The 15,274-nt window shown below is 67.5% G+C and carries 9 protein-coding genes; 4 read left to right on the top strand and 5 right to left on the bottom strand.

Annotated features, from left to right (window positions below):
* The first annotated feature begins 129 nt into the window (after positions 1-129).
* The 3 genes from MMB92_RS28020 to MMB92_RS28030 all read left to right on the top strand — a co-directional run bounded on the left by MMB92_RS28020 (position 130) and on the right by MMB92_RS28030 (position 3,459).
* The gene (locus MMB92_RS28020; RefSeq protein ID WP_212158344.1) at positions 130-1,314 is read left to right on the top strand and encodes a M20 aminoacylase family protein; all 1,185 of its coding nucleotides are present in this window, start codon (positions 130-132) and stop codon (positions 1,312-1,314) included.
* Between the two features lie 43 nt (positions 1,315-1,357).
* Complete coding sequence (locus tag MMB92_RS28025) at positions 1,358-2,677, top strand: MFS transporter (protein ID WP_277563079.1); 1,320 nt, start codon at positions 1,358-1,360, stop codon at positions 2,675-2,677.
* A gap of 239 nt (positions 2,678-2,916) precedes the next feature.
* Positions 2,917-3,459: a cysteine hydrolase family protein gene (locus tag MMB92_RS28030; protein ID WP_226244761.1), complete on the top strand. Its 543-nt coding sequence runs from the start codon at positions 2,917-2,919 to the stop codon at positions 3,457-3,459.
* A gap of 270 nt (positions 3,460-3,729) precedes the next feature.
* Here the strand turns inward: MMB92_RS28030 and MMB92_RS28035 are convergent, their stop codons facing one another.
* The 5 genes from MMB92_RS28035 to MMB92_RS28055 form a co-directional block, all read right to left on the bottom strand.
* A complete protein-coding gene (locus MMB92_RS28035) occupies positions 3,730-4,833 on the bottom strand; it encodes a porin (protein WP_006494684.1) in 1,104 nt (367 codons plus the stop codon).
* A gap of 63 nt (positions 4,834-4,896) precedes the next feature.
* Positions 4,897-5,316 carry a DoxX family protein gene (locus MMB92_RS28040; RefSeq protein ID WP_012493376.1) on the bottom strand — a complete coding sequence of 140 codons (420 nt, stop codon included), beginning with the start codon at positions 5,314-5,316 and terminating at the stop codon, positions 4,897-4,899.
* Positions 5,317-5,491: 175 nt separating this feature from the next.
* The gene (locus MMB92_RS28045) at positions 5,492-6,769 is read right to left on the bottom strand and encodes a cytochrome c (RefSeq protein WP_006482958.1); all 1,278 of its coding nucleotides are present in this window, start codon (positions 6,767-6,769) and stop codon (positions 5,492-5,494) included.
* A gap of 2 nt (positions 6,770-6,771) precedes the next feature.
* A complete protein-coding gene (locus MMB92_RS28050; protein WP_006482972.1) occupies positions 6,772-8,391 on the bottom strand; it encodes a GMC family oxidoreductase in 1,620 nt (539 codons plus the stop codon).
* Positions 8,391-8,897 carry a sugar dehydrogenase complex small subunit gene (locus MMB92_RS28055; protein WP_006482974.1) on the bottom strand — a complete coding sequence of 169 codons (507 nt, stop codon included), beginning with the start codon at positions 8,895-8,897 and terminating at the stop codon, positions 8,391-8,393. The genes MMB92_RS28050 and MMB92_RS28055 overlap by 1 nt, the downstream gene beginning before the upstream one ends.
* Before the next feature lie 310 nt (positions 8,898-9,207).
* On the opposite strand from MMB92_RS28055, the gene MMB92_RS28060 reads away from it, so the two are divergent.
* Positions 9,208-15,270 (top strand): MG2 domain-containing protein, encoded by a 6,063-nt coding sequence (locus MMB92_RS28060; RefSeq protein WP_277563080.1) that lies wholly within the window; start codon positions 9,208-9,210, stop codon positions 15,268-15,270.
* Positions 15,271-15,274: the final 4 nt, after the last annotated feature.

Here is a 15,274-nt window from a genome sequence, read left to right on the forward strand (position 1 = left end):
AGCTGTGATTCGAGCTTAACGGCTCGCAGGAGACACAAGCTGTGCCGTAGCCGCCAACCGGCAAAGCAGCGCGCCAAACGGCGCGCCACCACTGAAGTTTGAAGCAAATCGAAGATATAAGGAGACACCATGCTGCAAGCCGTGAACCCCGTCATCCCCGGCATCGCCGCGATCGCCCCCGAGCTCGTCGAAGTCCGCCGCCGCATCCACGCCCATCCCGAACTCGCATTCGAAGAGACGCTCACCAGCGATCTCGTCGCCGAACTGCTCACCGGCTGGGGCTACGACGTGCATCGCGGCATCGGCAAGACAGGCGTGGTCGGCGTGCTGCGCGCAGGACAAGGCACGCGTACCGTCGGCCTGCGCGCCGACATGGACGCGCTGCCGCTTGCGGAAACCACGGGCCTGCCGTACGCAAGCCGCCACGCGAACAAGATGCACGCATGCGGCCACGACGGCCACACCGCGATGCTGCTGTGCGCGGCGCGCCACCTCGCGGCGACGCGCCATTTTTCCGGCACGCTGAACCTGATCTTCCAGCCGGCCGAGGAAAATTTCGGCGGCGCGAAGGCGATGATGGACGACGGCCTGTTCGACCGTTTCCCGTGCGACGCGATCTTCGCGATCCACAACATGCCGGGCCGCGCGGCCGGCGACATGGCGTTTCGCACCGGCGCCGCGATGGCGTCGGCCGACCGCGTGACGATCACGCTGCGCGGCGTCGGCGGCCACGGCGCGATGCCGCATTTCGCGCGCGATCCGATGTCGGCCGCGGGCAGCATCATGGTCGCGCTGCAGACGATCATCGCACGCGAAGTCGACGCGCAGCATGCGGCCGTGATCACGGTCGGCAGCGTGCAGGCCGGCGAGACGTTCAACATCATTCCGGAAACCGTCGTGATGAAACTGTCGGTGCGTGCGCTGAACGCCGACGTGCGCGCGCTGCTCGCGCGCCGTATCGAAGCGCTCGCGAAGGGGCAGGCGGAGAGCTTCGGCGTCACCGCGGAAGTCGACTACGACTATGGCTACCCCGTGCTCGTCAATCACGCGGAACCGACCGCGTTCGCGGCCGACGTCGCACGCCAGATGCTCGGCGCCGACCGCGTCGAAACCGAAGCCGCGCCGCTGATGGGCAGCGAGGATTTCGCGTTCATGCTCGAAGCGCGCCCCGGCTGCTACGCGTTCATCGGCAACGGGATCGGCAGCAAGGGCGGCTGCATGGTGCACAACCCCGGCTACGACTTCAACGACGACATCCTCGAGATCGGCGCGAGCTACTGGGTTCGCGTCGCCGAAGCCTGGCTCGCGGCCTGACGGCCCTTCACCACGCAGTTTCGCGCTCAACCGGGGGAACCCCATGGAAACGTCCGCCCTTCCGTTCGCCGGCACGCCGGTCGATGCCCGCGCCGCCGCGAAGAAACGCCGGCTGATCGCGGCCGCCGCCGTCGGCAACGCGCTCGAGTTCTACGACTTCACGGTCTACAGCTTCTTCGCGATCCTGATCGGCAAGCTGTTCTTTCCCGTGCATTCGTCGTTCGGGCAGTTGATGCTCGCGGTCGCGAGCTTCGGTGTCGGCTTCGTCACGCGTCCGCTCGGCGGGCTCGTGATCGGCATGTATGCGGACCGCGCCGGCCGCAAGAAGGCGATGATCCTCACGCTGCTGCTGATGGCGCTCGGCACCGCGACGATCGCGATCGCGCCGACCTTCGCGCAGATCGGCATCGCCGCGCCGCTGCTGCTCGTGCTCGCGCGGCTGCTCCAGGGGTTCGCGTCGGGCGGCGAAGTCGGCGCATCGACGACGCTGCTGCTCGAACAGGCGCCGCAGCATCGTCGCGGCTTCTACGCATCGTTCCAGTTCTCGAGCCAGGGGCTCGCCGCATTGGCGGGCGCACTCACCGGCGTTGCGTTGACGTCGACGCTGACGGCCGCGCAGCTCGAAAGCTGGGGCTGGCGCGTGCCGTTCATCATCGGCACGCTGTTCGTGCCGATCGGCTACTGGCTGCGCCACACCGTCGAGGAAGTGCCCGCTGCCGCGCCGGCCGCCGCGCACGACGAGCCGGTCGCCTCGCTGCCGCTCGCCGACGTGCTGCGCCACCATGGCAAGGCCGTGTTCGCGGGTCTCGGCGTGACGATCGGCGGCACGTCGATCCACTACATCATCGTGTTCTACATGGCGATCTACGGCGTGCAGGTGCTGCACCTGCCGACCTGGCTGTCGATGACGGCCGGCTGCGTCGCCGGTGCGATCCTGATGCTCGTGACGCCGATCGGCGGCCATCTGTCCGACGTATATGGCCGTAACCGGATCGTCTGGTGGACGCGCATCGTGCTGATGGCCGCGATCTATCCGGCGTTCATCGCGCTGAACCGCTGGCCGGGCGCCGCGTCGCTGCTGTCGACCATCGCCGCGCTGTCGATCGTGCATGCGATCAACATCGGTGCGACGGGCGCGATGCTCGGCGAGTTGTTTCCGCGGGCGGTGCGTGCGACGGGCGGTGCGCTGGTGTATAGCGTCGGCGTCGCGATCTTCGGCGGCTTCGCGCAGTTCTTCGTCACGTGGCTGATCTCGGCGACCGGGAATCCGAATGCGCCTGCGTGGTATGCGATCGGGTGTGGCGCGATGACGTTGCTTGCAATTCGTTGCATGGACGAGAAGGCCGGGAAGGCGCTGGATTGAGCGGCGGACGATGCGCGGCACGCGAAGCGTCATTGACGTCGCGCGCGCGCATCGGGCATCATCGGCCCATGCACCACGCCACGATCACCCTTTCGACGACCACGCGCACGACCACCTTCGGCGGGCCCGTGCGGCGAGTGCGCGCAAGATCGTAGCGTCACTGATTCCCACAGGCCCCGCCGATTCCGGACGGGGTCTCGTCGTTTCTCCGTCCGCATCGGCCACTCAGGAGAAACGCAATGTCCGAAGCCCCTTCCCCGAAACGCGCGCTGCTCGTCATCGACATGCAGGTCGGGCTGTTTCATGGTCCCGATCGTCCGCATGACGGCGAATGCGTGCTGGCCAACATCAACCTGCTGATTCGTCGCGCGCATGAAGCCGGCGCGCCGGTGTTCGCCGTGCGTCACACCGGCCCGGCCGGCTCTCCGATCGCGCCCGACGCGCCGCTCGCCGCGCTGCTGCCGGAACTCGCGATCGATACCGCACGCGACATCGTGTTCGACAAGACCCGGCCGAGTTGCTTCGCGGGTACGCGGCTCGCGGCGTGGTTGCATGCGGCGGGTATCGGCGAGATCGTGATCGCGGGGATGAAGACGCAATACTGCGTCGATACGACGTGCCGTGCGGCCGCGGATCTCGGGTTTCGCGCGGTGCTCGTGGCCGATGCGCACACCTGCACGGATACGCCCGCGCTGCCGGCCGAGCGGATCGTCGCGCATCATAATGCGACGCTTGGCGGGCCGTTTGCGGTGTTGACGACGACCGAGGCATGCGTGTTCTGATGCAGCGCGCCGGTCGGACTGCGGTAAGCGAGTGCGCGCGTTGCAATAGCGTCAGAAGGGGCCGTCAATTCGCAGGAATCGGCTTGCCGATCGTTCGATGCGCCATGCCGACTTTCGAGAACAGGACTGACCTCGAAGCAGCAGAAGAGCACGTGCAAGACCCTGTCGCGTCCGCTCATGGGCAGCGACGATACGGCATGCACAGTAAAAGCAAAAAGGCACGGGGCTTTCGCCACCCGTGCCTTTTTCACCTACACAAACCGCCCGCACTCAAAACGTATGCATCATCCCCACATACGCACCCGTCTGCGACTCGCCCGTCATCGGGCTCGTCCCCGACGTCGCGTCACGCGGCGTCGCGAGTAGCGAGAAGTTCGAATTTCCGCCGTTGCGCGCATACGCGACCGTGCCGTACAGGAACGTGCGCTTCGACAGGTTGTACGTGGTGCCGAGCACATACATGATTGCGTGCCCTGACGGGTCATGCGACGCATCGCCGCCGCCGTCGCCGACCTTCACGTAGTAGCCACCACCCGTCACGGCCCACTGCGGCGTAGCCGAATAGGTCGCGCCAAGCCAGTAGTGATCGGCACGGTCCGCGACACCGGCCGGGCTGTCCGGCGCCTGGTAGTGCGTATACGCACCCTGGATCTTGAACTTCGACACCTTCACGTTCGCCCCGACGAAGTACTCGCGCGACGCCGTGAAAATGTTGCTGAACTTGCCGTTGTTGTCGCGCAGTTCGTCGTAGATGCCGCGCACGTCGAGCACCGGCGAGTGGTACGAGATCATGATCCCGTCCGAGCGGCCGAAATCGTCGGCCGCGCCGTAGTTGAAGCCGCGCGACTGGTTGCCGAACGCGTATTGCGCCTGCACGTCGAAGCCGCCGATCACCGGGCTGTGATATTCGATGTTGTTGCTGCTCTGCTGCCAGTTGCGGCCACGCACGAGCGAAGCCGACGAAAACGCCTGCTGGACGAACGGGTCGAATTCCCACACGCCGTCGCTGTCGATGAACAGGTTGCGGCCGGCCTGCAACTGGCCCCACGTGTTGCTCTTCAACCCGACGTACGCGCGCCGTGACCACATGCGCCCGCCGCCCGTCTGGCCGTTCATGACCTGGAACGCGGTTTCCAGGTTGAACACCGTCGACAGCCCGCCGCCGAGATCCTCGATGCCCTTCAGCCCGAACATGCTGGTGCCCCAGTCGCCGCTTTCCGCGCTCCAGCGCGACTTGCTGCCGTTCGGTGTCGCGATGTGGTTCAGGTATTCGATACCGCCGTCGATCCGGCCGTACAGCGTGACGCTCGTCTGTGCAAACGCGGCCGCCGGCGTGGCGGCCGCAATCAGCCATGCGAAGTATTTGAGTCGCAAAATGATGCCCCCTCGAAGTCTCGACCGTCCGACGCGCACCCCATGCACGCGCCTCGGGTCTGCTTATCCGCGATCGATCGAAAAACGTCCGGGGCCCGCCGCGCAGAGCGCGAGCAAGCCGCCCGAGATCGCGATGTTCTTGTAGAAATGAATCATGTTGTTGATCTGCTCGCCGCCCGTCATCGTCCAGTAGTGGTGGCCGATGATGCCGGTACCGATCGTGTACAGCGCAAGCAACAGCGCGAGCGGCCGCGTCTGGAAACCGACGAGGATCGCAATCCCGACGATGAGCTCCATCACGACGGAGATCGCCGCCGAGATGATCGGCGCCGGCGCGCCCTCGCTGCCCATGAACGCGATCGTACCGGAGAAGTCGATAATCTTCTTCCAGCCGAACATCACGAACAGGATCACGAGCAGGATTCGGGACAGCAGCAGCAGCACATCGCGCTGGGACGCGAGAAACGGTTGGTTCGGTGTCATGGTCTCGATCAACGAAAACGATGCGCGGCGTGCGCGCACCGGATTGCCTGTGAACCAGGACGGGCGGCCGCCTGCGCCGCCCGTCCCGCTCTGCAACAACCGGCATCGGGGCCCGCCCGATGTGCTGTGCTCCTCCTCTTTTCTATTGTTGCCCTGCCTCGCCGCGTGCCGCGTTTCAGCGCAGCTTCGCGACGTCCTGCTCGGTCACCTTCGCGGCCGGATTGCCGAACTGCCCGGTCAGGTAGTTCGTCAGCGCGGCGATCTGCGCATCCGACAGCTCGTGGCGGAACGCGGGCATCCCGACGTCCTCGCTGCCGGCCTTGCGCTGCACGCCGTTCAGGATCACCTGCACGAGGTTGGTCGGATTCGACGCGCCCACCGTCGAGTTGTGGAACAACGGCGGGTAGTAACCGTCCGGCGTGCCCTTGCCCTGCATCTGGTGGCAGGTCGCGCAGTTGCCGAGATACAGCCGTGCCGGATCGATGCCCGACGACGCGAGCGCGACGCCGCGCAGCTTCAGGCCATCCTCGGCCGGCTTGCCCCACGACGAGCGCGACTGCTTCGCGTCGCCGCTGGCGACGGCCGGCACCGTACGGATGTACGTCGAGATCGCGCCGATGTCGGCTTCGGTCATCTTCGAGAAGCTGTGCTCGATCGCCTCGGCCATCGGGCCGGCCGCCTGCGCGAGGCCCGGCACGCTGCCGGTGCGCAGGTACTGGACGAGCTGCTGCTGCGTCCAGCCGCCGATCCCCGCGTTCGGGTCGGACGTGATGTTGTAGCCGTCCCAGCCCGCGAGCACCGAGCCCGACAGGAAGCTGCCGCCCGTTTCGTCGAGCGACTTCTCCTGCATCGCGATGCCGCGCGGCGTGTGGCACGTGCTGCAGTGCGCGAGGCCCTGCACGAGATAGGCGCCGCGGTTCCACTCGGCGCTCTGCTCGGGCTTCGGCTGGTACACGCCGTCCTTCAGGAACAGCCAGTTCCAGATCTTCAGCGGCCAGCGCATGCTCAGCAGCGCGGGGATCTCGTTCTTCGGCGGCGCCTGCTTGACCGGTTCGACGCCGTGCATGAAGTACGCGTACAGCGCCTGCACGTCGTCGTCGTTGATCTTCGCGTACGACACGTACGGCATCGCCGGGTACAGGTTGTCGCCGTTCTTCGATACGCCGTGCCGCACCGCGCGCTCGAAGTCCTCGAACGTCCAGTTGCCGATGCCGGTATCGGGATCCGGTGTGATGTTGCTCGTATAGATCTTGCCGAGCATCGGCACCGGCATGCCGAGGCCGCCCGCGAACGGCTTGCCGCCCTTCGCGGTGTGGCATGCCATGCAGTCGCCCGCGACGGCGAGGTATTCGCCGCGCTTGACCTGCGCCGGATCGGCCGAATCGGCCGCGCGTGCGAGGCCGGGCAGCGCGAGGCAGCCGGCGAGGAGGAAGGTGAGAGTAGATTTCCGCACGGTCAGACTTCCTTCTTCAGCGTGTCCGACATCCGCAGCGCGAGCGCCGCGATCGTCAGCGTCACGTTCACCGTACCGACGGTCGGCATCGTCGAGCTGCTCGAGATGAACAGGTTCGGATGGTCGAACGTGCGGCAGTCCTTGTCGACGACCGAGTCGCGTGCATCCGCGCCCATGATCGTCGCGCCCGTGATGTGGTTGTTCGGCGCGAACTCGTCGTTGAAGACGACGTCGGTGCCGCCCAGCACCTTCGCGGCCGTCGCGTAGACCTCGCGCGTGTGCACGGCGCCGCGCTTCACGTAATCGTCGATCGCATACGTGATCTCGGGGCGCGGGATGCCGATCGCGTCGGTGGCCGTCTTGCTCGGCACGATGCGGTTCTCGGGCTGCGGCAGGATCTCGTGGAAGCAGTCGAACTGCACGTAGCGCGCGGAACGGTCGCGGATCTGCGCGTCGAGCTCCTCGTGCTTCATCAGCTTGCCGGCCTTGAAGATCTTCTGCGTCTCCTGGTTGATGCGGGACATGTTCGACAGATGGATCTTCTTCGCGGCTTCGGTCGCGCGGAACGGGCCGTCGCGGAAACCGATCAGCGACGTCATCTCCTGCGGGCCGCGGCCCGGCCACAGCTTCTCGTTCGCGTAGAACGACACACCGGTGCCCGGGTGGTCCATCAGGTTGCGGCCGACCATGTCGGAGCTGTTCGCGACGCCGTTCGGGAAATCGCGGTTCGCGGACATCAGCAGGATCTTCGGCGTCTCGATGCCGTTCGCGGCGAGCACGAAGTACTTGCCTTCGACGCGATGGTCGGCGCCCGTCTTGTCCTTGTAGATCGCGGCGACGATGCGCTTGTCCGGGCCCGTCTCGAGCTTGTAGACGACCGCGCTGTCGATCAGCTTCGCGCCGGCCTGCTCGGCCTTCTCGACGTGGACGATGCCGTTGTACATCGCGCCGATCGGGCAGATCGGCATGCAATTGTTGTTCCCGCAACAGGTGGGCCGGCCGTCGTACGGGCGGCTGTTGCGGGCGACCGGCTCGGTCACCACGTGGAACTTCGGGTCATAGCCGTTGAGCGCGCTCTTGATGGTCTGCTCGTTGAACGACAGCGGCAGCGGCGGCATCGGGTACGCCTGCTTGCGCGGCGAGTACAGGTCTTCCTCGGGGCCCGGGCCCCACACGCCGAGTTCCTCCTCGGCGCGCTGATACCAGTGCTCGAGGTCGTCGTACTGGATCGGCCAGTCGCGGGCGACGCCGTACACCGTCTTCATCTTGAAGTCGTTCGGGATGAAGCGCCACGCGGAGGCGGCCCAGTGCCACGTCGTGCCGCCCACCGCGCGGATGTACTGCGAGTTGAACTTGTGCTCACCCTTCAGGATCAGGTAGTCGTTCGGCGGGCCGTATTCCGGATGCGGGGCCCACGGGCTCGACGGGTACGGCGCCATGAAATCGGTCTTGTCGGGCTGGTTGCGAAAGCGCTCGACGATTTCCCAGCGCGGCATGCGCGGGCCGGCTTCCAGCAGGATCACGGACTTGCCCGCCATCGCGAGCTGGTGCGCAACGATCGCGCCGGCGACACCCGATCCGACGACGACGACGTCGGCTTTTTGCGTATCGGTATCGGCCATCAGGCTTGCCTCTCGATCGGTTTTTCGGCCCAGAAGCCGGGTTTGTTGGGGCAATACGAAGGGATCACGAGCGTATCGGACACCACGCTGAACATTAATGCTTCCTCGTAGGTAATCACGACGTTGTCGACGATGCCGAGATACCACGCGCCGAGAATCGTCAATGCGAGCGATTCCTGGTCGGGATTCAGCGAACCGGATGCGAGCGCACCGGCGAGTTGCGGCAGGCTGTCGGCCGTCTTGAACGAGCCCTTCTGCAAGGCCTGCAGATAGCGCTGGCCGGTGACGCGGCTCAGCCCTTTCTTGCCGGTCAATGCTTCGGAGAGCGTCATGAACGTATCGAGCGGCGCGGTGCCGGGATCGTCGGCCAGGGCCCGCAACGCCAGCGAGCCGGTGAGGCCCGCCGCCGTCAGCGCCAGTGCGCCCTGCAGCCATTGACGCCGCGTGATGCCGGTTGCGGCTGCGTCGTCGTCACGACGCGATTGGGGGGTGTTGTCGTTGTGCATGTTTCCTTCTCTCGAACACCGGATTCGGGAAAACCACGCTTGATATTTCTCAAACATTGGCGCGGACCTGCAATGTACGCGCACAAATCGGATCGAACAATCTTTTTATAGTCCATTAAATGTTCCGCAATCCGGGACAATCGATATTTCGCTGCATTTTTGTGTCGTCGACGCGACAAATCCGCCGCAGGCACGCGCGTGTCGCGTGCCGACCACACACCACACCTGCACGCCGCACTGCGCACGCATGACGGTCGGTTAGAATTCCGTGCAATCAAACAGAAAGCTTCCCTCCGAGGGCAATCGAGCGATGAAGCAGCGCGACAAGTACAACAAAGAAACGAACCAAACCAACCACACGACCCGGCTGCTCTGGCGCATCGGCGCCGTCGCGGCGCTCGGCGGCGCCGCGGCCCTGTCGCTGCACGCCGGCGCGGCGCGCACGGTGAGCGTGTCGCCGCAAGGCACCGTCACCGAAGTCCGGCAGAGCGTCGTCAAGTTCGACGAACCGATGGTCGCCTTCGGCTCGGCCTCCGCGCCGAATCCGGCGCGCGTGACCTGTAACGATTCGACGGCCGCGCGCGGCCAGGGCCACTGGCTCGACGACAAGACCTGGGTTTACGATTTCGAAAGCGACCTGCCGCCGGGCGTCCGCTGCGCGGTCGCGCTCAACGACACGCTGCGCTCGGTCGCCGGCAATGCGGCGAGCGGCCCGCGTCGCTTCACGTTCCAGACGGGCGGCCCGTTCCCGGTGTCGGTGCGCCCCGGCTCCCGCGAGATCGAGGAGCGTCAGGTCTTCGTGATGAAGCTGAACGGCCCGGCCGAGCCGCGTTCGGCGCTCGCGAACATCTGGTGCGAAGCGGCCGGCATCGGCAACCGCATTCCGGTCACGGCGGCCGACGACGATACGCGCAATGCGCTGCTCGATCATTTCGGGCTGAAGAAGGAGGCGGCGCGCGTGCTGACGCTGTCGTGCTCGCAGGCGCTGCCGGCGAGCGCGAAGATGCAGCTCGTGTACGGCAAGGGCGTCGCGAGCCCGAGCGGCATCGCGAACGAAACCGAACGGCGCTTCGATTTCACCGTGCGCGCACCGTTCGCCGCGAGCTTCTCGTGCGAACGCGAGAACGCGAAGGCGCCCTGCACGCCGCTGCGCCCGCTCACGCTGTCGTTCAACGCACCGGTCGCGCGCAAGCAGGCCGAAGCGATCAAGCTGCGCGGCCCCGACGGTTCGCTGTCACCGACCTTCGCGGCCGACGATCATAGCGAGGAAGTGACGACCGTCACGTTCAACCCGCCGCTGCCCGCGCAAGCCGCCCTGACCGTCGAGCTGCCGTCGGGCCTGCAGGACGTGACCGACCGGCCGCTGTCCAACGCCGACCTGTTCCCGCTCGCGACGCGCACCGCGCCGATGCCGCCGCTCGCGAAATTCTCGTCGGGCACCTTCGGGATCGTCGAGCGCTTCGCCGAACCCGGTACGCCGGCGCTGGTGCCCGTCACGCTGCGCAACGTCGAGGCCGACCTGCATATCGCCGGCCTCAATGCGGGCGGCGCGCAATTCGCGAACCTGAAGGTCGAGAACGACACCGCGATCCGTCAATGGATGCGCACCGTCGATCGGTTCGACAACTGGTCGATGACGGCCGGCTCGATCGACGACCAGATTCCCGGCCTGCTGCAACGCAAGGGCCAGCACCCCGTGTACGTGCCGCTCGAAGCCGGCGAAAAGCAGCCGGCGCCGAAGAACCGCCGCATCGACGTGCGCTCGCTGTCGCTGCTGACGGGCGAGCCCGGCGCGCAGGTGCTGACGCTGCCGAAGGCCGACCCGAAGACGCTGCGCCCGTTCGAAGTGGTCGGCGTGCCGATCGACAAGCCCGGCTTCTACGTGCTCGAACTCGCGTCGCCCGCGCTCGGCCGCTCCCTGCTCGCGAAGCCGTCGAGCATGTACGTGCGCACCACCGTGCTCGTCACGAACCTCGGCGTGCACCTGAAGCAGGGCCGCGAGAACAATCTCGTGTGGGTCACGACGCTCGACAAGGGCAAGCCGGTGCCGAACGCGCAGATCCGCGTGTCGGACTGCAACGGCGACGAAATCGCGGCCGGCAAGACCGACGCGCAAGGCCTGCTGAAGATCGACGGGCCGTTCGAGCCGAAGCGCGCGTGCAGCTCGTCGGAGCAGCGCTTCGACGACTACTTCGTGTCGGCGCGCGTCGACGACCCGAAGACGGGCCCCGACATGGCGTTCGTCAGCTCGGGCTGGAACCGCGGGATCGAATCGTGGCGCTTCAACGTGCCGACCGACACCGACAGCGCGCCGACCGTGCGCGCGCATACGGTGTTCGACCGCACGTTGCTGCGCGCCGGCGAAACCGTGTCGATGAAGCATTTCATCCGCACCGAGACGCTGCAGAGTCTCGCGTTCCCGTCGCAATACCCGACGCGCGTCGCGATCCGCCATCTCGGCACGGGCCAGACCTACAAGCTGCCGCTCACGTGGGCGGCCGACCACAGCGCGGACTCGCAGTTCACGCTGCCGGCCGCCGCGAAGCTCGGCGAATACAGCGTCGAACTCGAAGGCGGCCCGGAAGATGCGCCGAGCGCCACCTACTACAGCGGCAGCTTCCGGGTCGAGGCGTTCCGCCTGCCGGTGCTGAAAGGCTCGATCGGCGCGCGCGACGCGCAGAAGAGCCCGCTCGTCGCCGCGAAGGAAGCGCCGCTCGCGGTGCAGATCGACTACGTGTCGGGCGGCGGCGCATCGAACCTGCCGGTACAGGTGTCGGCGCTGATGAAGTGGGCGTCGCCGCCGTTCGCCGATCGTTTCGAGGATTTCAGCTTCACGCCGTATCGCCCCGACACGAGCGACGGCAACGCCGACGACGATGCGCAGGACGGTGACAACGCGTCGTCGTCGAACCACGACCCCGACGCGACGAAGCTGATCGCCGACAAGCTGCCGCTGACGCTCGACCGCAACGGCGCGGGCACGGTCACGCTCAAGGGCCTGCCGGACGTCGACGCACCGAAGCGCATCGCGCTGGAGGCGACGTTCGCGGACCCGAACGGCGAAGTGCAGACGATCCGCGGCGACACGATCCTGTGGCCGGCCGCGGTGGTGGCCGGCATCAAGGCCGGCCGCTGGGTGTCGGTCGGCCAGCGCGTGCCGGTGCAGGCCCTGGCGGTCGACCTGCAGGGCAAGCCGCGCGCGTCGGTGCCGATCGAGATCAAGGGCGTCGCGCGCATCACGACGTCGTCGCGCAAGCGGATGGTCGGCGGCTTCTATGCGTACGACAACAAGAGCGATACGCGCGACCTCGGCGTGCTGTGCTCGGGCAAGACCGACGACAAGGGCCGCATGGCCTGCGACGCGACGCTCGAACAGGCCGGCAACGTGCAGCTGATCGCGGTCGCGAAGGACGGCGACGGCCGCACGTCGAATGCATCGACGTCGGTGTGGGTCACGCGCGAGGACGAACTCTGGTTCGGCGGCGACAACACCGACCGGATCGACGTGATCCCCGAGAAAACGTCGTACGAACCGGGCGAAACGGCCCGCTTCCAGGTGCGCATGCCGTTCCGCTACGCGACCGCGCTCGTCGCGGTCGAGCGCGGCGGCGTGATGGAAACGCACATCGTCGAGCTGAACGGCAAGAACCCGACCGTCGACCTGAAGGTCGGCGACTCGTGGGGGCCGAACGTCTACGTGTCGGTGCTCGCGCTGCGCGGCCGGATTCGCGAGGTGCCGTGGTACTCGTTCTTCACCTGGGGCTGGAAGGCGCCGGTCGAATGGGCGCGCGCGTTCTGGCGCGAAGGCCGCCACTATGAAGCGCCGACCGCGTTCGTCGACCTGTCGAAGCCCGCGTTCCGCTATGGGCTCGGCGAGATCAAGGTCGGCACGGGCGTTCACCGCCTCGGCGTGACCGTGACGACCGACGCGACGCGCTACACGGTGCGCGGCAAGGCGCAGGCGCACGTGAAGGTCACGCTGCCGAACGGCCAGCCGGCACCGGCCGACACGCAGATTGCCATTGCGGCCGTCGACGAGGCGTTGCTCGAACTGATGCCGAACAACAGCTGGGACCTGCTCGACGCGATGCTGCGCCGGCGCGCGTACGGTGTCGAGACGGCCACCGCGCAGATGGAAATCGTCGGCCGCCGCCACTTCGGCCGCAAGGCCGTGCCGGCCGGCGGCGGGGGCGGCAGCGCGCCGACCCGCGAGCTGTTCGACACGCTGCTGCTGTGGAACCCGCGCGTGACGCTCGACGCCAACGGCAGCGCGACCGTCGAGGTGCCGCTGAACGACGCGCTCACGCGCTTCCGGATCGTCGCGATCGCGGCGGTCGGCCCCGACCGTTTCGGCACGGGCAGCACGTCGATCCGCAGCACGCAGGATCTGCAACTGATCTCCGGCCTGCCGCCGCTCGTGCGCGAAGGCGACGCGTTCCGTGCGCAGGTCACGCTGCGCAACACGACCGACCGCGCGATGCAGGTCGTCGTGACGCCGCACGTGACGGGCCTCGACGTCGCACCGCAAACCGTGTCGCTGGCGGCGAATGCGGCCACCGAAGTCGCGTGGACGATCACCGTGCCCGAACAAGCGCTCGATGCGGCCGGTGCGCTGAACTGGCGCATCGAGGCGGCCGAGCAAGGCGGCAAGCGCGCGTCCGACGCGCTGGCGGTCGCGCAGAAGGTCGTGCCCGCGCTGCCGGTCACGGTGCAGCAGGCGACGCTCGCGCAGGTCGACGGCACGCTGACGGTGCCCGTGGCGGCCCCGGCCGGCGCGGTGAGCAATGCCCAGGGCATCCCGCGCGGCGGCATCGCCGTGTCGCTGCAATCGAAGCTCGCCGACGGCCTGCCCGGCGTGCGCCGCTGGTTCGAGCGCTATCCGTACCGCTGCCTCGAACAGCAGACGTCGCGTGCGATCGGGCTGCGCGACCCCGCGCAATGGCAGGCGCTGATCGCGCGCATGCCCGTCTATCTCGACAGCGACGGGCTGGCGAGCTACTTCCCGCCGTCGTCCGACGATTCGCACCATGGCAGCCCGACGCTGTCGTCGTACCTGCTCGTGGTGTCCGACGAAGCCAGCCGTCTCGATCCGCGCTTCGCGCTGCCGGAAGACCTGCGCACGCAGCTCGAAGCCGGGCTCGCGCGCTTCGTCGACGGTCGCCTCGAGCGCAACGCGTGGGCGCCGCGCCAGGATCGCGACCTGCGCAAGCTCGCCGCGATCGAGGCGCTGTCGCGCTATGGCGCCGCGCAGGGCCGCATGCTGGGTTCGATCGAGATCGCGCCGAACCAGTGGCCGACGTCGGCGGTGATCGACTATCACGCGATCCTGACGCGCGTGAAGGACATCCCGCAACGCGACGAGAAACGCGCGCAGGTCGACCAGATCCTGCGGGCGCGCCTGACGTACCAGGGCACGCAGCTCGTGTTCTCGACCGCGCGCGACGACGACCTGTGGTGGCTGATGACCAGCAACGAGACCAATGCCGCCCGTCTCGCGCTGGAATTCGCGGGCGACCCGGCATGGAAGGATGAAATGCCGCGCGTGACCGCCGGCCTGCTCGCGCTGCAACGCCAGGGCGCCTGGCAGACGACCACGTCGAACGCGCTCGGCCTGCTCGCGGTCGAGCGCTTCTCGCGCACCTACGAGAGCACGCCGGTCGCCGGCACGACGAAGATCGCGCTCGGCGGCAACGAACGCGCGATCTCGTGGTCGCAGGCAGGCTCGGCCGCGCCCGCCGATACGCCCGCGTCGGGGGCACCGTCGGCGTCGGCCACGCCCGCGACCCGCGCGGCCGCCGCGCGCAGCGTGCTGATGCCGTGGCCGCGTGCGTCACAGGGGCCGGCGACGCTGTCGGTCACGCAGGACGGCACCGGTCGCCCGTGGGCGACCGTCGAAAGCCTCGCCGCCGTGCCGCTGCGCGCGCCGTTCGCGGCCGGCTACCGGATCACGAAGACCGTCACGCCCGTATCGCCGGCCGTCAAGGGCGTGCTGACGCGCGGCGACGTCGTGCGCGTGCATCTCGACATCGATGCGCAGAGCGACATGACGTGGGTCGTCGTCAACGATCCGATTCCGTCCGGCGCGACGATCCTCGGGTCGGGCCTCGGCCGCGATTCCGAAGCCGCGACGCAGGGCGAGAAAACGCCGGACGGTGCATGGCCGGCGTTCATCGAGCGCGACTTCGACGGCTATCGTGCGTACTACGACTATTTGCCGAAGGGCAAATTCTCGGTCGAGTACACGGTGCGGCTGAACAACGTCGGCACGTTCGGCCTGCCGCCGACGCGCGTCGAGGCGCTGTATGCACCGTCCGTGTACGGCCTGTGGCCGAACCCGCCGCTGACCGTGAAGCCGGCCGACGCGGGCAAGTAACGAG

The sequence above is a fragment of the Burkholderia sp. IO2 genome (assembly GCF_029522185.1).
In the GTDB taxonomy this organism is placed as follows: Bacteria; Pseudomonadota; Gammaproteobacteria; order Burkholderiales; family Burkholderiaceae; genus Burkholderia; species Burkholderia cenocepacia.